Source organism: Pseudomonas sp. WS 5051 (assembly GCF_012985715.1).
Lineage (GTDB): Bacteria > Pseudomonadota > Gammaproteobacteria > Pseudomonadales > Pseudomonadaceae > Aquipseudomonas > Aquipseudomonas bubulae.
This window is the reverse complement of sequence record NZ_JAAQWV010000002.1, coordinates 130,310-153,137: the sequence shown is the minus strand read 5'-3', so window position 1 is coordinate 153,137 and position 22,828 is coordinate 130,310. Positions and strand designations below refer to the sequence as shown.

Below are 22,828 nucleotides of genomic sequence, written 5' to 3'. Positions count from 1 at the left end.
TGTTATGTATCTGGTATGCGGAGAAGCCTTATTCGATTTTTTTGCCCGGTCGCCTGAGAGTACGCCGACGGGCCAGGTGGACTTCAAGGCCATTGCTGGCGGTTCACCCTTCAACGTGGCGGTGGGCCTGCGCCGCCTGGGCGTCGACACCGCACTGTTTGCCGGGCTGTCGACCGACTACCTGGGCCAGCGGCTGAAACAGGTGCTGGTCAATGAGGGCGTGAGCACGCGATACCTGCATGATCTGGACGCGCCCACCACGCTGGCCATGGTCGCACTGGATGCCAACGGCTCGCCCGCCTACAGCTTTCGCGGTGAAGGCTGCGCCGACCGGCAATTGCACGCCCATCACCTGCCGCTGCTGGGGCCCGAGGTGCGGGGTGTGCATGTGGGGTCTTTTTCGTTGGTGGTGCAGCCGGTGGGCGATACGTTGCTGGCACTGGTCAAGCGCGAGAGCGGGCAACGGCTGATCAGCCTTGACCCCAATGTGCGCCTTAATCCCGAGCCGGATATCGAGCGCTGGCGTCAGCGGATCAAGGAACTGATCCCCTATGCCGATGTGATCAAGGTCAGTGATGAAGACCTGGAGCTGCTGTACCCCGGACAGGACGCGCAGGAGATTGCCCGGTCATGGCTCAACCATCGTTGCCAACTGGTGTTTTTGACCCGGGGCAGCCAGGGCGCCAGTGTGTTCAGTCGCGAACATGGCCAGCGTTCGGTGCCCGCCAGCCTGGTGGAGGTAGCCGATACCGTGGGCGCGGGGGATACCTTCCAGGCCGCAGTGATTGCATGGTTGACCGGGCATGGGCTGGACTCGATCGAAGGCATACAGGGCCTGAGTGCGGTGCAACTGGACGCCCTGCTCGACTTCGCCAGCCGTGCCGCAGCCCTGACCTGCAGTAAAACCGGCCCGGACCTGCCCTACCGCGAACAGCTGCTGTAACCCTTGTAGCCGCTGAGGAGCACAACGAGGCTGCGATAAGGGCCGCAGGACCTTCAATATTTCAGGGTCGCTGCGCAACCCATCGCCGCCTCGCTGCGCTCCTCAGCGGCTACAGCACTTACCAGATCGACAGGTTATAGCTGACGATCAAACGGGTCTCATCCACGTCACGGGCAAACTGGGAGTAGTTGGTGCGGTAGGTGGCATTACGCAAGCGCAGGCTGACGTCCTTGAACGTACCGCTTTGCACGATGTATTTCAGCTCGCTGTCACGCTCCCACTCCTTGCCCTCTTCGCTGCTGCCCACCACCTTGATATGGTCGCCATTGACATAGCGGGTCAGGAACGACAGACCGTCGATGCCGATGGCTTTGAAGTCGTAATCGTAACGCAGTTGCCAGGAACGCTCCTGAGCGTTGGCAAAGTCGTTGACCTGCAGGTAGTTGACCAGATACGGGTTGCTGCCATCCAGGTACGGCATTGAAGTATCGCCGTTCATGCGCTGCCAGCCAGCACTGATCTTGTGCCCGCCCAGTGCATAGCCGAGCATGGCGCCCAATGCGCGGTTGTCGATAGTGCCAGCTTTGGCCGAACCCGAGTCATCACTTTTCAGCAAGCGCACATCGGCGGACAACACACCAGGACCGACCGGTTGATTGGCCTGCAAACCGACAAACTGCTGGCGATAGATCTCCTGCAATTCACCGTAGTGGTATTGCGCAGTCAGATGCTCGTTAACCTTGTAGTCCAGACCATACATGCTGAAGTGATCAGCGGTGATATTGCAGCCATAACGCTTGTTTTTGCAGTTCAGGCGCAGGTCCTGGGAGTCGGTGGAGTCCCGGGCGGTATAACGGTCAAGGCGCGAGGCCATGAACTTGAGATCCCTGATTTCCTGGGATACCAGCATGGCGCCATTGAACATGTTTGGCAGTAAACGGCCATCATTGTATTTGAGCAACGGCAGATCAGGCAGCAGCGCGCCGTATTTGAGCACGGTGTCGGATACGCGCATTTTCGCCGTGAGGCCAAATTTGGCGTACTGATCCTTGGAACGACGCGGGTCGCTGCCGGTCGAAGGCAGCAGGCCACTATTGCTGTCGGCCGGGCTGGAATCCAGCTTCAGGCCCAGCATGCCCAGTGCATCCAGGCCAAAACCGACGGTGCCCTCGGTATAGCCCGATTGCAGATTGAGGATAAACCCTTGCGCCGTTTCATCGCGCTTGGAGGCGCCCTGGGGGTTTGAGCTGCTACCATCGCGAAAATCGCGATTGAAGTACACCGTACGTGCTTCCAGTCTGGCGCTGCTGTCTTCAAAAAAGCCGCCGGCCTGTGACGGTGCGGCAAAGCCGGCACACACTGCCAGCGCGCCCAAGTGTGCTACCCGGCGATGCGCCAACAATGAAAAAGGATGAACCATGTACAAGCTCCAGCAGCCAATCATTGGCAGGGTGAAAACGACCGAAGACACGCTCGGATACAAAGTGAGCGTCCTCAATCAAAAAAAGGGGCGCAATTGTACGAAAGGCTAAGCTGGAGCCTCATTCGACCTTAGTCGCACGGTCAAGACCGGGCTTTGCAGCAAGGCTGACAGCCTTGTACCGGTATGCGGCCTTAAACAGACCGACTTACAGATTCAAATTCAGGACCTACCATGCCAATCAAGAGTTCAAGGCGCCACCAACGCTTGCAGGCCAGCGCCACCGAACAAGCTTTGCTTGAGCTTAACGAAACCCTTGAGGAGCGTGTGGCCGAGCGTACCCGGGCATTGGCCGAGGCCAATATGCAATTGCAGCTCGAGATACAGGAGCGGGCCCGTGCTGAGGAAGCCCTGCGCCACGGGCAAAAAATGGAGGCGGTAGGGCAATTGACGGGCGGCATCGCCCATGATTTCAATAATATGCTCACTGGCATTATCGCCAGCCTGGACCTGATGAAACGCTACATCGCGGCAGGCCGTATTGATGAGGTCGAGCGTTTTGCCGATGCCGCCGTCAACTCTGCGCAGCGCGCCGCCGCGCTGACCAACCGCTTGCTGACGTTCTCCCGTCGCCAGTCGCTGGATCGCAAGCCGCTGGACCCCAATCAGCTGGTGAAATCACTGCAGGAATTGTTCAGCAGCAGCAAAGGCGCGAATATCGACCTGATCCTGGAACTGGGGCAAAACATCTGGCCGGTCAATACTGACAGCGGCCAGCTCGAAAGTGCCCTGCTCAATCTGATGATCAATGCCCGGGATGCGATGCCCGACGGTGGCACCCTGGTAGTCAAAACCGCCAATCATTACCTCAATGCCAGCGATCTCGGCACTCTGGAATCAGTCAGCTCCGGGGATTACGTCATGCTCGAGGTTAGTGACAACGGCACCGGTATGAGCCCGCGGGTCCTCGCCAGGGCCTTTGACCCGTTTTTCACCACCAAGCCCGTGGGCCAGGGAACCGGGCTTGGGCTATCGATGATTTACGGCTTTACCCAGCAGTCCGGCGGGCATGTCAGCATCAACAGCCTGAGCGGATGCGGCACCCGTGTGTGCTTGTACCTGCCGCGCCATCATCACCCGGAGGCGAAAACTCAGGCATAATCCGCGACCGCGCACTATGCCCCACTGTTCCAAGGTACAGATCACATGAAAGCTCAAGCCCGCCATATTTTGGTGAAAACAGCCGAAGAGGCCGAATCGCTCAAACAACGCATCGCCAAAGGCGAAGCCTTCGATGTGCTGGCGGAAAAATTCTCCACCTGCCCGTCAGGCAAACGCGGCGGCGATCTGGGCGAAGTGAGGCCCGGGCAGATGGTTGGCATCATTGACCAGATCATCTTCAAAAAACCGCTGCGGGTGGTGCATGGCCCGGTCAAGAGCAAGTTCGGCTATCACTTGGTGCAAGTCTTTTACCGCGACTGAACAGCCCCCTGCCCTCTGACGGCACCCTCGAAGACAGGGTTTGGGGTACTCGAGATTTCGGTCACTGCAGTCGCCACCAGCGCGGCAGCAGTTGCTGCACCTTCGGCTCGGCAAAACGGTCATCAATCAGAAACAGCGTCCCCTGATCGCTCTGGGTGCGAATTACCCGGCCGGCTGCCTGCACCACTTTCTGCACACCCGGATAAAGGTAGGTGTAGTCATAACCGGCGCCAAACCGTGCCGCCATGCGCTGTTTGATCTGTTCATTGACCGGATTCAACTGGGCCAGACCGAGGGTGGCGACAAAAGCACCGATCAGCCGCGCGCCAGGCAAATCAATGCCTTCACCGAATGCGCCGCCCAGCACGGCAAAACCGACGCCCTGACTGGTCAGGGTGAACTGGTCGAGAAAGTCCTGACGTGCTGCTTCGTCCATTCGTCGTGCCTGCAGCCACCGTGATATCGACGGATGGCGCTCGGCCAGTAGTTCGGCAACCTGTTGCATATAATCAAAACTGCTGAAAAACGCCAGATAGTTGCCCGGACGCTGGCCGAACTGCCTGGCAATCAGCTCCACAATCGGCTCCAGCGAAGCCTGACGATGGACAAAACGGGTGGATATGCGGCTCACCACCTGCACGTCCAGTTGCTCGGCGCCAAATGGCGATTCGACATCCATCCATAGCGCATCCTCCGGCAAGCCCAACAGATTGGCGTAATAGGTCTGCGGGCTGAGGGTGGCGGAAAACAGCACATTGCTGTGAGCACTCGCCAGACGCGGGCCGATAAAACCGGCAGGCACAATGTTGCGCAGATTGAGTTGCGAGAGGCGCCGCTTGCCGCCTTCAACCAGGCTGACGTCGAACAGGAAATTGTCATCGAACAACTCCGCCACCCGATTGAACTGCAAGGCTTCGAAGTAGAACGCCTGCAGGTTTCCCGCCAGCCCATGGGGGTGATCGTTGAGGTAATCGCCTATGGCGGTGATGCAGGAAGACAAGGCATTCAGCCATTTGGCTGGCAGTTGCGGGTATGCCTGATAGGGGCCCGCCTGCGCCTTGTGCAGGGCACTCCATTCGCGGTCAAGGCGTTTGAAGGGTTTGTCCAGCGGTGCCGGAGCCGTGTGCCGTACGCTGTTGAGGGTCTGCTGATCGAGGCTTGCGCTGTACATCCCGCGCGCCCGCTCGACCAGGTTATGGGCTTCATCCACCAGGGTCCCGACCCGCCATTGGTTGGCCTGGGCCAGACCATAAAGCAAGGCACTGAAGTCGAAGTAATAGTTGTAATCGGCAATCACCAGATCAGCCCAGCGCGCCATCTCCTGACTCAGGTAATAAGGACAGACCTCGTGCTCCAACGCGACATTGCGCAGGCTCTTCTGATCGAGGGGGGTTTGGCCAATCGCAGCCCTTCGCGCAGCGGGTAAACGATCGTAGAAGCCTCTGGCCAGAGGGCAAGAGTCACCATTGCAGGCGTTTTGCGGGTATTCACAGGCCTTGTCTCGCGCCACCAGCTCCAGCACCCGCAACGGAGCGTCCTGCCCTTCGGGAAAAAGCACCTGCATCGCATCGAGGGCGAGTTTGCGCCCCGGCGTCTTGGCCGTCAGAAACAGCAGCTTGTCGAGCTGCTGGCCGGGCATGGCCTTGAGCAACGGAAACAGGGTACCGATGGTTTTGCCGATCCCGGTAGGTGCCTGGGCCATCAGGCAGCGCCCGGTGCTGACGGTCTTGTATACCGCCTCTGCCAAAGTCCGCTGCCCGGTTCGAAACTGCTTATGGGGAAAGGCCAGGGCACGGGCGGCAGCATTCCTGGCCGCACGATGGGCCATTTCCTGCTCGGCCCAGGCCAGGAACAACCCGCATTGCAGATCGAAAAATTGCTGCAGGTCCGATGCTGACCAGGTTTCCTGCAGGCGGGTTTCCTTTTCACTGATAATGTCAAAATACACCAGCGCCAGGTCAACCTGTGGCAACTGCAGGCTCTGGCACAATAACCAGCCATAGACCCGGGCCTGAGCCCAATGCAGTTGACGGTGGTTGGCCGGTATTGCAGTGAATTCGCCGCGAAAGGTTTTCACTTCTTCCAGGACATTGGCCGCGGGGTCATAACCGTCTGCACGACCGCGTACGCTCAAGGCGCCGAACTGTCCTTCCAGGCTCAGCTCCGCCTGATACTCCGGGCTGCGCCGCGATGCAACCGTGCGATGCCCGGCTATGCCCTGCTGCGCCGTGGGCGAAGGGGTAAATCGCAAGTCCAGATCGCCAGTCTTGGCGGTGAATTCACACAAGGCACGCACTGCAACGCGATAATTCACCCTTGCAGCTCCTGCCATTGCACATAACACACGGTCACCGGCATCCCGTGCTCTTCACAAAAGGCCAGCCAGCGCAGTTGGTTGTCCTGCAGACGGTCACCCGGGCCTTTGACCTCAATCATGCGATAGGTGTGTTGCGCCGTAAAAAACTGGATCAGGTCGGGCATACCGCTGCGATTGGCCCTGATATCCAGCAACAGACGCCGAAACCAAAGTTTCAAGTGCGCAGGGGGCAAACACCGTAATGCCTCTTCCAGCAGGTTCTGATTCAGGTGATTCCAGGCCACGAAGTTAGACTGCACGCCAAATTTGGCAGCATAGGTGTCGCGGATAGTGGTCAGGTAACGGCCATCATCGAGCTGCGCCAGGCAAGCCTCGAACCTGTCGGCACGCTGCTGATAGAAATCATCTTCCAGCATGTCTGCCGGACCACTCTGATACGGGTGAAAAAAGGCGCCCGGCAAGGGTGCGAAAATCGCCGGCCAACACAGCAGACCGAAGAGCCCGTTAACCAGGGTGTTTTCCACGTAATGCACAGGCGCTGCAGCGCTGTGCAAGTGCGCGGCAGCCATTAGCTCGACACTGGCCGCTTCGACCCGTGGCAGGCTCAGGTCGAGCCGGTCGGGTGGCATTGCCTGGGCCACGGGCAATGGCGCCAAGCCCAGCTTGCGGCGCAAGCGCGGGATGATTCGTCGCAGATGCTGAAGCTCGGCATCGGTCAGTGGGGCCTGTTGCGCGTCTTCGGCCAGCTGCAATGCCGGTGCATAGTGCGCCTGACGTTCGAGCACGCGAATGCTGCGCTGGCGTGCCTCGGGGTGCAGGCTGTGCTGATAGACCTCCAGTGCCCGCGTCAGATCCCCTGCCCGCTCCAGATGCTGACCCAGCTGAAACAACAAGCGCCCGCGGCGCCGTTGCAGCCAGCGGTTGCCTGCCTGGTAGTCGAGCACCTGTTGCAGCACGGCAGCGGCATCGCCACTGAGCTCAAATTGCTCGCGACAGGCATGGAGCTGCAAATAGCCCTCTATATCGGCCCGGCACCCCAGAGCACGGGACTCGTGGCTGAAATCGACCTTCTCATAGGTAAACAGGCCGAGGTCGGCCAGTACCAGATCGGACCAGCTCTGCCCCAGGTTGCCAAAAAACATCAGCCGCAGGCGGTCACACAGCGCTCGGTGGTTGAGGGTGTAAAGCGGCTCGGTAAGGCCGGGATGCCATTGGGAAAGGGGTTGGCGCTGGGTAAAGTCGGCAGCCAGTTGCTCGAACCAGTCCGTTTTTTTACCCTTGGGTTGCGTGATACGGGCACTGAAACAGGCCAGGATTTCCGCTTTTTGCAGTACATCAAACACGTCGGCCAAGGCCAAGGGCGCCTGATTATCCAGCCAGCCAAGGGCCAGCAAGGGGGCCGCCGCCAGCGCGGTATCACCGATTTCCGGGTAATTGAGCCTGCCGGCCCGGAAGTGATCGCCCTTGCGCATGATCATGCGCACCCACAGCGCTTGCGAGGGGCCGGGTAATTGGGCAAAACCTGCGATAAACCGTTGCTCGTCGACAGTCAGCACGTCTTCATAACGGGCAGCGATCCAGTCAAGCACATGCCGGAAGTTTTTCAGGTAGTAAAACGGGTCTTCGAGGGGATTGGAAATCACAGGCAGAACTAACCACTGAGCATGAATACTGGATATGCGTACAGATATCAGTTTGCCCGGGGCTCTGGCAAATGCTATTGGATGAGCGGTGCGTTCGCCGGGTCCCCGCCAGCAGGCCGGGGTGGTACTCACCCGCCCCCAAACCACCTGCCTTAGCCCGCAAGTACTGGGTGCCAGGGTTTTTTGCTTGGGTCGTGAGCGCACAATGTGGCAATCAGGGTGTTGCTTGTTCTCACGTCTGTTTTTTCCATGTGATAAAGCGCTTGCAACGATGCAAGGGGCAGTCCGCTTACAGACTCCAGCCAGGCGATATCGACCTGCGAAGTGCTGTCCGGGTCCATCAGTACCCGTCGAAACTCGTGGATGTATTGCAATTTTTCGGGGTAGCAGTTTTGTAGAAAGGACTCCAGGTCATCGGCTTTATTAACAAAAGGCGAACATATAAAGCAGCCCAACTGTTCATTATTGACACCGTGCAGTTCACCCAGGTACTGAGTGGCGACACCGTGCAACTTTCTAATTCGTTTCGGTGTATTGAACGAAGCGCCGAGCCTCTTTATCAATTGACCTTTAAACCGTTCATTGCACTGATTTTCCAGCGATGCACGGCGCAAGTAAGCATCCGCACCGACACTGTATTCCACCCCGTACTGGTAAGTGCCACGCAAACCCTGGAGGTGGGCAGCCACTAACACGACCGCCGCTTGCGGCTCTTCAATGTCCAGCATTTTTATATTCCATGGCCCCTCCACAAACATCAGCACCTGAGAACTCAACACGTCCGCTTCGTGGCATAAACAATCAAAAATATTGATCACGTCAATATCATTGCTGCCGCCACTGATTGCAGAAAACTCACCCCGATACGCGGGAGGCAATTTCAAGAACTCTTTATAGTCATCATCCAGCTTGCTGCACAACTTGACTGCGTTTTCAAAACTTTCATGGTCATCACCCGGCGGTGCATGCCCGTGCTGCTCTGCAACCTGCTGGATCCACGTCACGTATTGCCCCAGATGGCTGGGCGGGCGCCGGTCAATCAGGGCGTCCACCCTGGCGCCCCATCTGCATGCCTGACGGTACAGCTTGGCCAGGGCCAGCAGGTCGGAATAAAAGAATGTCGCTCTGGCGTCGCCTTGGGTCAGGTGTCCTGACATCAGCACCTGAGTACGATTCATCACCGAAGGCAGGCTCTCGAAAACCGTCTGTTTATGCAGCCTGGTTGTACTCTGCTCATCGACAATCAATAACTCGACACGCATATCTTCATAGATAAACAACTCGTTGCACTGGGTCTGAATTCGCTCCATCACATTGGCGGTCATGCGTGGCTGGCGCAGTATCGCAATGCGCAACTTGAACGTCTCTGGCGAGCGCCCGGCAATACTCAGTTGTGCGGCGCGTAAAAAAGCCAATGTATAGGCACACTCCTTGCCGCCCTCATGAACCACCATTACCCGGTAATTCCCTATGCGCTCCACGCCACCGGCCGCCACTAATAAACATTGAATCAACAACTGCAATGCAATGCGCTCGGGACGACTGAAACACCCCAGAAGCCGATGCAGAACTTGTTGATACACAAAGCCCATGGCCTGTTCATGAAAGTTGTTCATGGATTATCCTCCGGATCGAGCTTCTTATTATCAGCACGCCCAATTAGACGCGCCCAGATTTACTGCAACTCTTGGACCCGGAAGAGACGAGACGCACATACGCACAGGAACAAACCTACAAAAACCACTCAATAGAATACATACTTTATTATGCTGCACTCTTATGACATGTTCTTCAGTCGCACTTTCTTTCTGGATAAAGCAATCCAAAAGTCCGCTGGGGCCAGACACAAAAAAAACGCGGCCCTGAACACTATGTTCAGGGCCGCGTTTATGAGACGGGAAGTTTTGCGCAGCCTTGTCAGGCTTCAGGTCGCTGACACTTGCAAAGCAACTCGCCCCCGGCACGGACAACCATCCATATAACGATGGGCTTCTACAAAGTCCTCAAAAGGGAACACCTTGATCTCCAGCGGTGTGAGCACCCGGTCAGCAGTTAGCTGGTTGATATCACGCAAGGCACGTTTCATCGCCTCTTCGTCCTGTGCGATACCCAGCTCGGGCTTGCCAGTGAAGTTACCGATGCAGTGCACGAAGAACTTGATGTTCTTCTGAAAGCACGCACAGCCCGGAAACCCTGTCTGGTTACCGCCTTGCAAACCATACAGAACAAGGCTGCCACGAGGCGCCAGGACATCACCCAGCACTGACATTTGCGGGCCACCCAGACCATCGAGCACCACATCCACGCCCTTGTTGTCGGTGATCTTGTTGATCTGCATCAGCAAGTCCTGCTCTTCGGTGACAATCACCTTGTCGGCACCCAGTGCCAGCAGGCACTCGCGCTCACTGGCGTCCTTGGTCGCAGCAATCACCTTCAGGCCCATCGCCTTGCCCAACTGCACGAACGAAGGACCGGCGCAATGGCTGGCATCGGTGATCAGTACGGTCTGCCCGGGCTTGACCTGGGCCAGATCGACATATGCGAAATAGGCGATCAACAGCGGTGTGTAATGTACGCTGGCCTCTACCGCAGACAATACGTCCGGGTAGCGGGTCAGCGTGGAGCGTGGCATCAAAATCAGCTCGCCATAGGTCGGGTAGTCATTGGCGCTCTGGCCCGGAAAGCTGGCGACCTTGTCACCAATCGCCAGATCATCAACCCCGGCACCGACGGCGGTGACGATACCTGCCATTTCATGGCCGATACCCGCAGGCAAACGGGCGTGGCTGGGGGCCAGGTTCTGCCGCCAGAGCACGTCATACCAGCTGATGCCAATGGCTTGAACACGGACCTGCACTTCGCCGGGAGCAGGCGCGGCGACTTCGTGCTCTTCGCACTTGAGCACCTCGGCCGGACCAAACTTGTGAAAACGGATCGTGCGCGACATTACCAACCTCGCCTAATTAATCGCTAATACCACGGGACTTTATCCGGGCTTTGTGCGCAAGACTAACAGACAGCATTAATAGTCGACATGCCTGGCATTGATCCGCCGACAGGTTTACAGCGAGCAGAAGCCCTGAAAAACCGGGGAAACCACCATAAACAGGAGTTAAACCTCCTACAGTCAAGCAAGAAAGAAAATCTACCGAGTGACGAAAAAACAGTTTTGCCAGTAAGATCCGTTACCTCACTACCTGTTGAACCGACTGCGAAGCCTGCCCGATGAACCGTAACGACTTGCGTCGCGTCGATCTGAATCTGCTGATCGTCTTTGAAACCCTGATGCATGAACGCAGTGTGACCCGTGCAGCCGAGAAGCTGTTTCTGGGCCAGCCGGCCATCAGTGCGGCGCTGTCACGCTTGCGCAATCTGTTCGACGATCCGCTTTTTGTCCGTACCGGGCGCAGCATGGAGCCGACTGCCCGGGCGATCGAGATCTTTGCCCTGCTCTCGCCTGCCCTTGACTCGATTTCCACGGCGGTGAGCCGCGCTTCAGAGTTCAACCCGGCGACCAGCACCTCAGTGTTTCGCATCGGCTTGTCGGACGATGTCGAATTCGCCCTGCTGCCGCTGCTGCTCAAGCGCTTGCGTGCAGAAGCACCGGGTATCGTCCTGGTTGTCCGCCGCGTCAACTACATACTGATGCCGCCACTGCTGGCCTCGGGCGAGATTTCGGTGGGCGTCAGCTACACCAGCGACCTGCCTGCCAACGCCAAGCGCAAAGTACTGCGCCGTAGCCGTCCCAAACTGTTACGTGCCGACACCATGCCCGGCCCCCTGAGCCTGGACGACTTCTGCGAACGCCCCCACGCACTGGTGTCGTTCGCCGGTGACCTGAGCGGGTTTATCGATACCGAACTGGAAAAAATGGGCCGCAAGCGTCATGTGGTGCTCGCCGTACCGCAGTTCAATGGCCTGAGCACCCTGCTGGCAGGAACCGATATCATCGCCACCGTGCCCGACTATACGGCCGAAGCCCTTACCGCGGCGGGTGGCGTGCGCGCCGAAGACCCGCCGCTGGACACCCAAAGCTTCGAGCTGCATATGGCCTGGCGCGGCGCCCAGGACAACGATCCCGGGGAGCGCTGGTTGCGATCACGGATTCAGATGTTTTTCGGAGATCCGGACAGCCTTTGACACCTGCAAGGCGCAGGAGCAATTACCACTCACCTGGCAAAATCCTGCTGTGACTGAGCCTGTGCTGCAACATTCAGCGTGCGCAGGCCAAGCAATACAATCAGCACCATCACCGCTCCGGCGACAATAGGAACGGCAAAACCGGCGCGGGCGCCCCAGGCGTCGATCACCAGGCCTGCCACCACCCCGCCGAATGCCACGCCGATGCTGATGCCAGTGGACATCCAGGTCAGACCCTCAGTGACCCGCTGCGGCGGCAATATAAGCGTGCCCAGGTTCATGACAATCACCATGGTTGGTGCGAAAGACACCCCGGAAACAAACAGCAACAGGGCCAGGACATAGACACCGGATGAAAAAATCGGCAATACCGCAGTGATGGCCGTGACCAGAATCCCGATAAAAAATTGCTGTGCCATGGGCATGGCAATTCTGAAAGCGCCAAAGGCCAGACCGGCAATCAATGACCCCAGAGCATAGGCGGCAAGGATAAAACTGGCAGATGCCGGCCAGTCATGGGCGTTGGCAAAGGCAACCACGGCCACATCGACGGAGCCGCCGATAACGCCCATGCCCAGCAAGGCCAGGACAATGGTAGGCAGGCCCGCAAGACGCCAGGTCGAGCCTGTATGAGTGCTGGTCGACTTGATGATCTGTGGCTCAGTCTGGCGCTGCATCACAAACGCCGTAACGCCCACCGCCAGCAATACGGCCACCGCCAGGGGCCCGGCTTCGGCAAACAGCCCGGTGCTCAGGCCAATCGCCAGGGGCGGCCCCAGGATAAAGGCCATTTCAGTCAGCACGGTATCCAGGGAAAACGCGGTATGCAGCAGCGACTTGCCGCGAAAAAGCTGGGTCCAGCGCGCCCTGGTCATGGCCGGCATGCTTGGCATGGTGCCTGCCAGTGCCGCCAGGACAAACAGCAACGGTGCGTCGGCACGCAGATGTGCTGCGGTGATCAACGCCAGCAGCATGGCGATGCTGAATGCGGTGAACACCGGCAGCACCCGGCGCTGGCCCAGCCGGTCGACGCGTTTTGATATCTGCGGCCCCACCAGGGCATTGGCCAGGGTAAAGGTTCCGGCCACCGCCCCGGCCAGCCAGTAAAGCCCTGTTTGCTGCACCAGCATGGTGATGATGCCGATGCCGATCATTGCCTGCGGCAAACGGGCAATCGAACTTGCCACCACCAACCCCATGACGCCAGGTATTGCCAGAAGTTCGCGGTAAGGGTTGGCCATGGTTATTCCTGTTCAAAGACGCTTCAGATAAAGAATCCAGCGTCGTATCCTTCTGGCGATAAGTCAAAGCCGGCGGCCTTGACCGCACTTTAAAACTGCCCGATTGCGGAGCCACAATGCACGAACATATTGCAGCCGTCCCTCTGGACAAAGCCTACCGACTGCTTAACCACGGCCCGACGATTCTAGTCTCGTCCCGCCATGCAGGGGTGCAGAATGTCATGGCAGCAGCCTGGGCATGCGCCCTGGACTTCGACCCGCCCAAGTTGACCGTGGTGCTGGATAAAAACGTGAAAACCCGCGCCTTGGTGGAAAACAGCGGGGTCTTTGTGATCCAGGTACCTACCGTAGCCCAAATCAGGCTGACCAGCCTGGTCGGCAGCGTCAGCCTGGTCGATGACCCGGACAAACTCGAGCATTGCGCGGTGCAACTGTTCGAGATGCCTGGCCATGACCTGCCATTTGTTGAAGGTTGCTCAGCCTGGCTGGCCTGCAAGTTGATCCCCGAACCGCACAACCAACAAACTTACGACCTGTTTATCGGGGAAGTGGTTGGGGCCTGGGCCGACACTCGCGTTTTCAGCGAAGGTCACTGGCACTTTGAAACGGCCGACCCGACCTTGCGCAGCCTGCATTACATCGCCGGAGGACATTACTACGCTATCGGCCAGGCGCTGGATGTGGATGAGAGCAATCTGTAGAGGCGCTTCCTGTCGTTGCGGGCAATATTCTGCAGTCCTCTTTGCCCTGCACACAGATGAACAAGGCAAGCGTGTGCTAGCACGCTGCCAATCATCAATTCAATGCCACAACTAACCGTGTAACATTCACCTACTCCAGCCAGCCCATCACGGCTCCCGCATGGGAAGCCGCAGACCGCTCCACTCTCTGCAACAGCATGAGCCTGGCTATTTTTTTCAAGCTGACACCGTTCAACAACTTACAAACCGGGTAACAACCATGAACCGTCGTAAAAAAATCAACCAGATATTGAAGGCCAATGCCAAGAAGGCCAACGCCAAGCTGGCCCCGAAGAACAAGAATCCGTACATCAGCAAGGCTGACCGCCTGAAGCTGGCCGAGCAATCGGAGCAGGACACCACAACAACCACCGGGGATTAAGCCATGGTCATGCCCGAGCCCCTCTTCAGGCAGGCAACGCCCCAGGATGCCGAATCCTGCTATCAGATCGAGGTTTCGGCCTATGAAGGCGATGAAGCCGCCACCCTGGAGAAGATCCGAACGCGAATCGCCCAGTATCCCCAAGGGTTTCTTGTGCTTGAGCAGGCTGCGGAAATCGTCGGGTTTATCAATAGCGGCTGTGCCTACAACGTCGTGATGTCGGATGAGGCTTTCAAGGAGCTGATCGGCCACGACCCTGTTGCACCCAATGTGGTAATCATGTCCGTAGTGGTTGCCCCCGCACACCAGGGCAAGGGCTTTGCCAGGCTGCTCATGAATGAGTTTGTCAGACAGATGAGCAACCAGGGCAAGCACTCGATCCATCTGATGTGCAAAGAACAGCATGTACCTCTCTATACCCGCATGGACTATCAGTACGTCCAGCCATCGCCCTCCGGGCATGGCGGCATGGCCTGGCATGAAATGGTAATGGCGCTCTGACGGCTGAGAAAGCTTGCCGGATCAATAGCCCACCGCGAGAGTCCTACTTTTGACTCTCCCGCACCTCAAGCCTGTCCGGGCTGCTGCATCAAACGCAGGCCACTGGCCAACGCACCCGCCAGGGCAAAAGCGCAGCCCAGCCACAATGCATGGTACGGGCCGCTGACCGCAGACAAGTGAAAGCACAGCGCCACCAGTGACGCGCCCAGTGTCTGCCCCAGCAACCGCGACGTGGCGACTATGCCGCTGGCTCCACCACTGCGGGCCAGCGGCGCACTGGTCATGATCGCCTTGAGGTTGGGCGACTGAAAAAACCCGAAACCGGCGCCACACAACGCCATGCGCCAGCCAATATCAAAGGTCGAAGCGCCTTCGTTCAATAACGCCAGCGCTGCCATGCCTGCGCTCAACATCAACAGGCCGATGCCGCACAGCAGTGCCAGCGATACGCGGTCCGCCAGACGCCCGGCAATCAGCGCCATGATCGCCACCACCGCGGGCCACGGCGTCATCAAAAAACCGGTAGCCACCTGGCTGTGGCCAAGCGCCGTCTGCAACAGAAAAGGCAGCGAAACAAACGCCAACCCCTGGGCGCTGAACGCACAGATCGCGGTCAGAGAGGACAAGGCAAACAGTGGCCGCTTGAACAGATCAATCGCCAGCATCGGTGCCGGATGCGCAGCCTGACGGCGCATCAGCCATACCCCGCACACCAGCGCCACGCCGATCAGCCCCAGGCTTAAATCGCCCTCGGCGCCATGTACCGCCGAACCCAGCCCCAGCACCAGCAAGGCAAACAGCCCGGCACACAAAATTGCGGCCAGCCGGTCAAACGCGTCTCCGCTTCTGGGAATTTCCGGCAGCGAGCGCAAGCCCAGTACAACGGCCAGCAGTCCCAACGGTACATTGATCAGGTACAGCCAATGCCAGGTCGTCACCGACAGGATGGCCGATGCAGCCGTTGGCCCCAGAGTGAAGGCCAGCCCCACCACCAGCGAGTTATAGCCCAGCCCCCTGCCCAGAATTTTTGCCGGATAGATGTGGCGCAACAGCGCGATATTCACACTCATGATCGCCGCCGCGCCCAGCCCTTGCACCACCCGCGCGGCAGTCAGCGTGGGCAGCGACCACGCCAGCCCGCAGAACAGGGAGGCCAGGATAAACACCAGCAGGCCGCCGAGAAACACCCGGCGATGGCCCAACACGTCACTGAGGGAAGCAAACGGCAACACCGCGGCAATGGTCGCCAGTTGGTAGGCGTTGACTACCCAGATTACCGAGGCGGAGTCAGTGCCGATGCCTTCGGCCAGGGTTGGCAAGGCGGTGTTGATGATGGCGGTATCGAGGGTCGCCATGCCAATCCCCAGGGAGATCGCGATCACGGCAGGCAGACGTTTGTTACTGGGCAAACCATCGACAACTGAAGACATGGGCAATCCGCGTATACGACAAAAACGTCAAGATTAAGGCCTGCAGAGGATATTTTCTGTGGCCGATTGCGCACTCGGACGAAATTTCATGTTCGTCGATAACCTTGTAGCCACACCGGATTATTGCCGCTTTACCAACAATGTTTCTCAGGCCTGTGGATTTATCCCAAAAAACATCCGAACGTTCGGCAGCATGAGTGCGATTGATCTCAATACGCAGAAACTGGTGAGCAAGTGTGGAAGGCACGTTTTCCGGTGGGTGCGGTTGCAGCGCCGTTCGTTGATCTACAAGTCGCCGGCCACGGGCAAGCAATATGTGCTTATCTCGGCGGGCGGCATGAGCCACTCGCCTGATGTGGGTGACTACATCATTGCCTATGCATTACCGGACTAAGACGTTGTAGCCGCTGAAGAGCTTTGCGGTGTTTCAGTAAAACTGCGCGCCAGGGTTCTACACGGCTTTGCGGTCTGTCTCTAATCCCCTGTCCGGGCTTCCAGCGTCCCCAGCCAGCGCGCCTGGGAACACAGCAAATGCTGGCGCATGGCAGTCTGGGCAGCGATCACATCCTTGCCTTCCAGGGCCTGCAAAATGGCCTCGTGCTCGACCACCGCGGCATCCCAGGTGCCGTGGTTTTCCGAACGCTCGCTCAACTGCGCAGAAATCGGGCTGTGACGCTCATCGAACAGCGCAGTAATGATGCGCACCAACGCACCATTGCCGGTCATCTTTGCCAGGCGATGATGAAACTTTCGGTCGTCTTCCAGCGGCGGACGGTTCGCTTCGATGCTCGCGCGCATGGCATCAATGCACTCCTTCAGGTAGCGGAAGTCGCTCTTTTTCCCGTGCATACAGGCCAGCACCACCGCTGCGCCCTCGATCAGCGCGCGGGCCTGCATCAGTTCAGTCGGGCTCTCGCCATGAGTGCCGGTACGGGCGCCGCCTTCGCTCGGTCGGGCAGCCACATAGACCCCCGAGCCCATTCTGATCTCGATGCTGCCTTCGATTTCCAGGGCAATCAGGGCCTCGCGCAACGACGGGCGCGAGACGCCCAGCAACTGGGTCAAATCGCGCTCGGGAGGCAGGCGCGAGCCCACCTTGAAGTCACCCTGGACGATGTAGTCGCGCAATCGGTCGGCGATTTTCTGATAGAGCTTGCGCTCTGAAGGAGCAAAGGTGGAGACCATCGAGGCAGCGTCCAAAAAATGATGCCAAAGGCTACCACACAGGCCCGGGTGCGCTGCACAAAGCTTGGAGCCAGCCCTTGGACGTGTGGGTGTTACATCACCGCGCCAATTTGCCAGGGCACAAATTCGTTGTCGCCAAGACCGTTTTCCTCGCTGCAGGTTTTGCCGCCTGACGCGGTTGTGAGCATCAGTGCGAACAGGCGTGCGCCCGCCTCGACCACCGATTCCTCGCCATCGACAATCGTTCCGGCATTGAAATCCATGTCCAGCGCCATGCGCTCAAACAGGCGGGTATTAGTGGCAACTTTCAGCGATGGCGTAGGTTTACAGCCATAGGTAGAACCACGACCAGTGGTAAAGCAGATCAGATTCGCACCACCCGCCACCTGGCCAGTGGCAGACACCGGGTCATAGCCGGGCGTGTCCATAAACACCAGACCTTTTCGCTGGACTGTCTCGCCATATTCATAGACCGCCATCAAGCCGGTAGACCCCGCCTTGGCCACTGCACCCAGGGACTTCTCGAGGATGGTGGTTATGCCTCCGGCCTTGTTGCCCGGTGAAGGGTTGTTGTTCATGTCGCCGTCATGCTGGCGTACATAGGCCTCCCACCAGTGGATACGGCCCATCAGTTTGTCGGCAATCTGCGCTGACGCTGCGCGGGCCGTCAGCAGATGCTCTGCCCCATAGATCTCCGGTGTTTCGGAGAGAATGGCGGTACCGCCGTGGCGCACCAACAGGTCGACCGCCGCACCCAGCGCCGGGTTGGCGGTAATCCCCGAATAACCGTCCGAGCCACCGCATTGCAGGCCTACGGTGAGGTGGCTGGCCGACACGCTGCTGCGTTGCTGGCTGTTGACCTGATCGAGCATGGCGTTGACCAGCTCTTTGCCGCGTTGCACCGTTTCGCGGGTACCGCCGGCGTCCTGGATCACCAGGCCTGCTTTGAGCACCGCGTTGCGCTCGGCCAATTGTTCCATGAGCGGGGCCAGTTGATTGACTTCACAGCCCAGGCCGATCACCAGTACACCGGCGAAATTGACATGATCGGCATAGCCACGCAGGGTGCGCTTGAGAATCTCGATGCCCTCGCCCTTGGCGCCCATACCGCAGCCGCTGTCATGGGTGATTGCCACTACGCCGTCCACATTGGGATAGTCGCGCAGGTAGCCCGCATCAAATGCCGCGGCAATCTGTTTGCATACGGTTGCCGAGCAGTTGACGCTGGAAATCACCCCGATGTAGTTGCGCGTACCGACACGCCCGTCTGCACGGACATACCCGGCAAAGCGGGCACCGCCGCCATCCTGGACGGTGGGTTGGTACACGTTGGCCAGCGTGTGGTTCGAGCTGGTCTGCGGCATCTGCAGGTTGTGCACGTGAACATGATCACCAGGGTGCAGGGCTGCACTCGCCTGGCCGATGGACTGCCCGTATTTGCGCACCAACTGCCCTTGGGCAACGGCACGCAGGGCGATTTTGTGCCCCGCAGGGATATCGGCCAGCGCAGTCACGCTCAGGCCATCGGCAAACAGTTGCTGACCCTTGGCAATGTCGCCGCGCGCCACCGCCACATCATCACCGCCAGTCAGTACAAGTAATCCAGGGTTGCTCATTTTCATGCTGGTTCCTCAACGGTTAGGGTGCGCTGCTAGCACTCGATAATGGCCTTGACCACGCCCTGCTGCGGATCCAGCAGCGTGGAGAAACGGCTGGCCACTTCGTTGAGGGGAATACGGTGGGTGTTGAGCGCCTGATCGGGGATCAGGCCGTCGCGCAGGCATTGCTCCACATAGCGGAAATCTTCGACGGTGGCATTGCGACTACCCATCAGGGTGGCTTCGCGCTTGTGGAACTCGGGATCGGAGAAGGTGATCGTGTCACGCACCACCGAGATCATCACGTAGGTGCCACCGTGGGCGATAAATTCAAAGCCACGCTCCATGGCCCGGGCGTTGCCGGTAGCATCGAAAACCACATCATAAAAATCGCCATCGGTCAGGTCGGCGAGCGCATCTTTATCGCCGTCGCCAATCTTCACCGCTGCGTGAATATTCAGATGTTTGCGGCAAAAATCCAGACGGTCGTCACGGGTATCCAGCACCGTGACCTGCGCTCCGCGCAAGCCGGCAAAAATCGCCGCGGCCATGCCGATCGGACCGGTACCGACTACCAGCGTGCGTTGCCCGGCCTGAAGGTTCGAACGGCGCACCGCATGCGCGCCAATGGACAGGAATTCGATCATTGCGGCCTGGTCCAGGGTCACCCCGACGGCCTTGTGAATGAACTGATGGGCGACACTCAGGTACTCGGTAAAGGCACCGTCACAGTGCACACCCAGCACCTGGATGCGCGAGCAGCAGTTGGTCTTGCCCTGCCGACAGGCGATGCACGTACCACACGAAATGTAAGGCATCACGTAGACCACATCGCCCGGTACCAGAGCGCTGCCCTCTTCGCTGGCCTCGACGATGCCGGAAAATTCGTGGCCCATCACCCGCGGGTACTCCAGATACGGCTGGTTACCGGTAAAGATGTGCAAGTCGGTACCGCACACACCCACACGTTTGATCCTGATCAGGGTTTCACCGGGGCGACGCTCGGGAATAGGGCTTTCGAGGGTGGTGAGCAAGCGGGGTTCGTTACAGATCACAGTCAGCATTTTTTATTCTCCGTCGATAACGCAAGGGCTACCGGGTATTGGCGAGACCACAATGGGTGCGGCTCGAAAACTACACGGAGGAAAAAATATTGGCAAGACCAATTATTTTTTTTATGAATTGGCCTTACCAGATCCCATGCCTGGATTTACCCCCCCCGAACGGGTCAGCAGGAGTCGCGCTCAACCAGCGGGCAGGCAATCTTGTGGATGGCGCAGTCGCCCCGGCCTTCGATCAGATGCAGTGCCGCGCGGCGACCCATTTCGTAATACGGCAACTGCACGGTGCTCAAGGGTGGGTAAAACAGCTCGGCAACCCCCACCATATTGTCAAACCCCAGTACCGCCACATCGTGCGGAATACGCAAGCCGCGACTGAGCAGATACTGATACGCCACCAGGGCAATCCGGTCGTTGCCGCAAATCAGCAGGTCAAAGGGCGGAGTTCCATTACCCGCTAGCAGCTGTTGCTCCAGCACCACAAGGGTGTGCTGATAGCCGTCATCGTCGGGCAGGTCGAACTGAGGCAGTTGCGCGGCACTGATCCCGGCCTCGTCCAGAGCGCGGGCCAGTCCGCGTTGGCGCAACCCCCAGGCCATACTGCTTTGCGGCAGGTTTATGCAGAGCGGACGGCGGTAGCCCTGTCGCAGCGCTTGGCGTACCGCCTGATACTGCCCGTCTTCATCGTCTGATATATAACAAGCAATGCCGGTTTCGGTGCTGACGCAATTGCCCAGAACCAGCGGCACGCTGCGCAGTACCTGCGGAATTTCCACCCGGCGAAGCTGCATGGCGCTGAAGATGATGCCGTCCGGTTGATGGGAGAGCATCAACTCGATGGCCTTCTGGCAGGGCGGGGCTTCAAACACGTTGAGGATAAACACGTTCCAGCCATGCTCGCGGGACGTACGCTCCATCGAGAGCAGCATTTCAACGGCAAAAGGAGTGGTGGCCGTATCCAGGGCAAAGATGCCGATGGTCTTGCCACTGGAGTGGCCGCCGCGGGTCTTGCGCGCAGAAAGACTGGGCACATAACCCAGGGTCTCGACGGCCTGCAGCACTTTGGCCAGGGTCTCCTGATTCAACTTTCCCGGGGTGTTGAGGGCCCTGGAAACGGTCATCAGGGAAACCCCCGCCAGCCGTGCAACATCTTTTACTGAAGCCATGGGTACGCGCCATACGTGTCTGACCGGGCATGATGTCATGCCTGATAGCGTCAGAACAGCATGAGCAAGGACGGCGCGCCCTGCGCCAAAAGGCCCGACTTCATAGCTTCAGATCCGCCAGCCCCCACACCAGGGCCTCGCCAAAATGGCCTGTGCCATTGACGGCATAAGCCCGCAGCGCAAGGCTGTCGGCCTTTGGGTAAATTCGGCTGCTCAGGCTCCAGGCGCCATCGTCGACGAACACTTCGATGGATGAACGATCGAGAAAAATTCGCAGGGCAATGCGTGTCTGCCCTGCCGCGATCGGTACACTGCGAACTCCGCTCACCCCAGCGCCGGAATGTTGCCTGTCGAGCACCAGGCGCCGGGCCATGGCATCAAAATACAGCAAGGTACGCTCCTGCTGATCATTGCTGCAGCGCAATGCCAGACCAAAATGTTCAGCGCTGCTGGCGGCAATATCCAGCTCAAGTTCAATCTCCAGCAGCGCCCCCCAGGTATCCAGCAACTGATTGGCAGACTTCAGCGCACCTATCTGCAGCACCTGCCCCGCCTGCCTCAATGCAATCAGCTCACGGGCCGGACGCATCAGCAGCCGATCACCGTCGCGACTGACTTCACGGGGTAATGTCAGCGCTCCGCACCAGTGCTCGGCCTGGCTGGGCATCGGGCTTTCCCACATGTCCATCCAGGCCCATAACAAGCGACGGCCATCTGGTGCGAGCAAGGTCTGGGCAGCATAGAAATCGTGGCCATGATCGAGTTCATGGAGCGGGCCACCGGGTTTGAACACACCCTTGTCGTCCAGTTGCCCCATGCGGTAGCTGTTCTGATACAGGTTCCAATTGTCATATCCGCAGGGCTTCAAGCCCTGGGGCGAGTACAGCAACACATCGCGCCCCTCCAGCTCGAAAATATCCGGGCACTCCCACATATACCCATCAAGTTCACGTTGCCCCTGCAGCGCACAGCCCAGAAAGTCCCAGTGCAACAGATCATCTGAACGATAGAGCAGCAACTGCGGGTCATCCCCAAGGCGTGCCCCCAGCGCCATCCACCAGGCCCCGTGGCGCTGCCACACCTTTGGGTCACGAACATGCATGATGGCCGGGTCAGGCGGTGTGTCGATGACCGGCCCGTGCTTGATAAAGGTAATGCCATCGGTGCTGCTGGCCAGGCACTGGACCTGACGGATGTGCTGGTCATCACCCGGCTCTTGCAACCAGATGTGACCGGTATAGATCAGGTACAGGGTGTCATCGAGTACCACTGCCGAGCCTGAGAAGCAGCCATCACGGTCATAACTGTCACCCGGTGCCAGGGCGATGGGCAAATGCTGCCAATGCACCAGATCGGCGCTGCTGGCGTGCCCCCAGTGCATGGGGCCCCATTGTGCAGAAAAAGGATGATGCTGATAAAACATGTGGTATTGGCCGCGAAAGAACACCAGGCCGTTAGGGTCGTTCATCCACCCGGCTGCCGGGGCCAGGTGATAGGCGAGGCGATAGTCGTTGCCGCGTTCGGGCAGTGTTTGTTCAATGGCGCGATGGGCCATGTCCAGCCGTGCAGCGTGCATGGG

19 protein-coding genes and 1 pseudogene are annotated in these 22,828 nt (G+C 58.7%); 8 read left to right on the top strand and 12 right to left on the bottom strand.

Annotation, left to right across the window (positions count from 1 at the left end; genetic code table 11):
* Positions 1-4 precede the first annotated feature (4 nt).
* On the top strand, positions 5-943 hold the full coding sequence (locus HBN79_RS03080) for a carbohydrate kinase (protein WP_095000302.1): 939 nt from the start codon (positions 5-7) through the stop codon (positions 941-943).
* Between the two features lie 118 nt (positions 944-1,061).
* Here HBN79_RS03080 and HBN79_RS03075 read toward each other — a convergent pair whose 3' ends face one another.
* Positions 1,062-2,363, bottom strand: coding sequence for an OprD family porin (locus HBN79_RS03075; RefSeq protein ID WP_169916253.1), 1,302 nt, complete (start codon positions 2,361-2,363; stop codon positions 1,062-1,064).
* Positions 2,364-2,645: 282 nt separating this feature from the next.
* On the opposite strand from HBN79_RS03075, the pseudogene HBN79_RS03070 reads away from it, so the two are divergent.
* Both HBN79_RS03070 and HBN79_RS03065 read left to right on the top strand, forming a co-directional pair.
* Positions 2,646-3,497 (top strand): annotated as a pseudogene (locus tag HBN79_RS03070) (ATP-binding protein); the annotation flags it as partial.
* Between the two features lie 72 nt (positions 3,498-3,569).
* Positions 3,570-3,845, top strand: a complete 276-nt coding sequence (locus tag HBN79_RS03065) for a peptidylprolyl isomerase (RefSeq protein WP_169916250.1) — start codon at positions 3,570-3,572, stop codon at positions 3,843-3,845.
* Between the two features lie 61 nt (positions 3,846-3,906).
* Here the strand turns inward: HBN79_RS03065 and HBN79_RS03060 are convergent, their stop codons facing one another.
* The 4 genes from HBN79_RS03060 to HBN79_RS03045 all read right to left on the bottom strand — a co-directional run bounded on the left by HBN79_RS03060 (position 3,907) and on the right by HBN79_RS03045 (position 10,752).
* A complete protein-coding gene (locus tag HBN79_RS03060; RefSeq protein ID WP_130871514.1) occupies positions 3,907-6,159 on the bottom strand; it encodes an ATP-dependent DNA helicase in 2,253 nt (750 codons plus the stop codon).
* Entirely contained in the window at positions 6,156-7,805 is a 1,650-nt protein-coding gene (locus HBN79_RS03055) for a VRR-NUC domain-containing protein (RefSeq protein WP_095017974.1), read from the bottom strand. Before HBN79_RS03055 ends, HBN79_RS03060 begins: the two co-directional genes overlap by 4 nt.
* 152 nt (positions 7,806-7,957) lie before the next feature.
* Positions 7,958-9,421, bottom strand: coding sequence for a hypothetical protein (locus HBN79_RS03050; RefSeq protein ID WP_169916248.1), 1,464 nt, complete (start codon positions 9,419-9,421; stop codon positions 7,958-7,960).
* A gap of 308 nt (positions 9,422-9,729) precedes the next feature.
* Positions 9,730-10,752: a zinc-dependent alcohol dehydrogenase family protein gene (locus HBN79_RS03045; RefSeq protein ID WP_095017976.1), complete on the bottom strand. Its 1,023-nt coding sequence runs from the start codon at positions 10,750-10,752 to the stop codon at positions 9,730-9,732.
* Between the two features lie 278 nt (positions 10,753-11,030).
* Here HBN79_RS03045 and HBN79_RS03040 point away from each other — a divergent pair, with 278 nt between their 5' ends.
* Positions 11,031-11,945, top strand: coding sequence for a LysR family transcriptional regulator (locus HBN79_RS03040; protein ID WP_095000309.1), 915 nt, complete (start codon positions 11,031-11,033; stop codon positions 11,943-11,945).
* Positions 11,946-11,974: 29 nt separating this feature from the next.
* Here the strand turns inward: HBN79_RS03040 and HBN79_RS03035 are convergent, their stop codons facing one another.
* The gene (locus HBN79_RS03035) at positions 11,975-13,186 is read right to left on the bottom strand and encodes an MFS transporter (RefSeq protein ID WP_169916246.1); all 1,212 of its coding nucleotides are present in this window, start codon (positions 13,184-13,186) and stop codon (positions 11,975-11,977) included.
* 116 nt (positions 13,187-13,302) lie between these two features.
* Between HBN79_RS03035 and HBN79_RS03030 the strand changes: the two genes are divergently transcribed.
* From HBN79_RS03030 to HBN79_RS03020, 3 genes are all read left to right on the top strand, one after another.
* Positions 13,303-13,887 (top strand): flavin reductase family protein, encoded by a 585-nt coding sequence (locus HBN79_RS03030; protein ID WP_095000311.1) that lies wholly within the window; start codon positions 13,303-13,305, stop codon positions 13,885-13,887.
* A 259-nt stretch (positions 13,888-14,146) separates the two neighbouring features.
* Positions 14,147-14,308, top strand: a complete 162-nt coding sequence (locus tag HBN79_RS03025; protein ID WP_095031598.1) for a DUF2986 domain-containing protein — start codon at positions 14,147-14,149, stop codon at positions 14,306-14,308.
* A gap of 9 nt (positions 14,309-14,317) precedes the next feature.
* Positions 14,318-14,809, top strand: a complete 492-nt coding sequence (locus HBN79_RS03020) for a GNAT family N-acetyltransferase (protein ID WP_130871518.1) — start codon at positions 14,318-14,320, stop codon at positions 14,807-14,809.
* Between the two features lie 65 nt (positions 14,810-14,874).
* Here the strand turns inward: HBN79_RS03020 and HBN79_RS03015 are convergent, their stop codons facing one another.
* Entirely contained in the window at positions 14,875-16,239 is a 1,365-nt protein-coding gene (locus HBN79_RS03015) for an MFS transporter (protein ID WP_169916242.1), read from the bottom strand.
* A gap of 88 nt (positions 16,240-16,327) precedes the next feature.
* On the opposite strand from HBN79_RS03015, the gene HBN79_RS03010 reads away from it, so the two are divergent.
* Positions 16,328-16,633, top strand: coding sequence for a hypothetical protein (locus HBN79_RS03010; RefSeq protein ID WP_169916206.1), 306 nt, complete (start codon positions 16,328-16,330; stop codon positions 16,631-16,633).
* A gap of 80 nt (positions 16,634-16,713) precedes the next feature.
* On the opposite strand, the gene HBN79_RS03005 is transcribed toward HBN79_RS03010, so the two are convergent.
* The 5 genes from HBN79_RS03005 to HBN79_RS02985 form a co-directional block, all read right to left on the bottom strand.
* Positions 16,714-17,424, bottom strand: coding sequence for a FadR/GntR family transcriptional regulator (locus HBN79_RS03005; RefSeq protein WP_095024709.1), 711 nt, complete (start codon positions 17,422-17,424; stop codon positions 16,714-16,716).
* A gap of 92 nt (positions 17,425-17,516) precedes the next feature.
* Complete coding sequence (locus tag HBN79_RS03000; protein WP_095024710.1) at positions 17,517-19,046, bottom strand: altronate dehydratase family protein; 1,530 nt, start codon at positions 19,044-19,046, stop codon at positions 17,517-17,519.
* Between the two features lie 29 nt (positions 19,047-19,075).
* Positions 19,076-20,086 (bottom strand): zinc-binding alcohol dehydrogenase family protein, encoded by a 1,011-nt coding sequence (locus HBN79_RS02995; protein ID WP_095000323.1) that lies wholly within the window; start codon positions 20,084-20,086, stop codon positions 19,076-19,078.
* 164 nt (positions 20,087-20,250) lie between these two features.
* The gene (locus HBN79_RS02990) at positions 20,251-21,249 is read right to left on the bottom strand and encodes a LacI family DNA-binding transcriptional regulator (RefSeq protein ID WP_095024711.1); all 999 of its coding nucleotides are present in this window, start codon (positions 21,247-21,249) and stop codon (positions 20,251-20,253) included.
* Positions 21,250-21,349: 100 nt separating this feature from the next.
* Positions 21,350-22,825, bottom strand: a complete 1,476-nt coding sequence (locus tag HBN79_RS02985) for a sucrose-6-phosphate hydrolase (protein WP_169916241.1) — start codon at positions 22,823-22,825, stop codon at positions 21,350-21,352.
* Between the last annotated feature and the right edge of the window lie 3 nt (positions 22,826-22,828).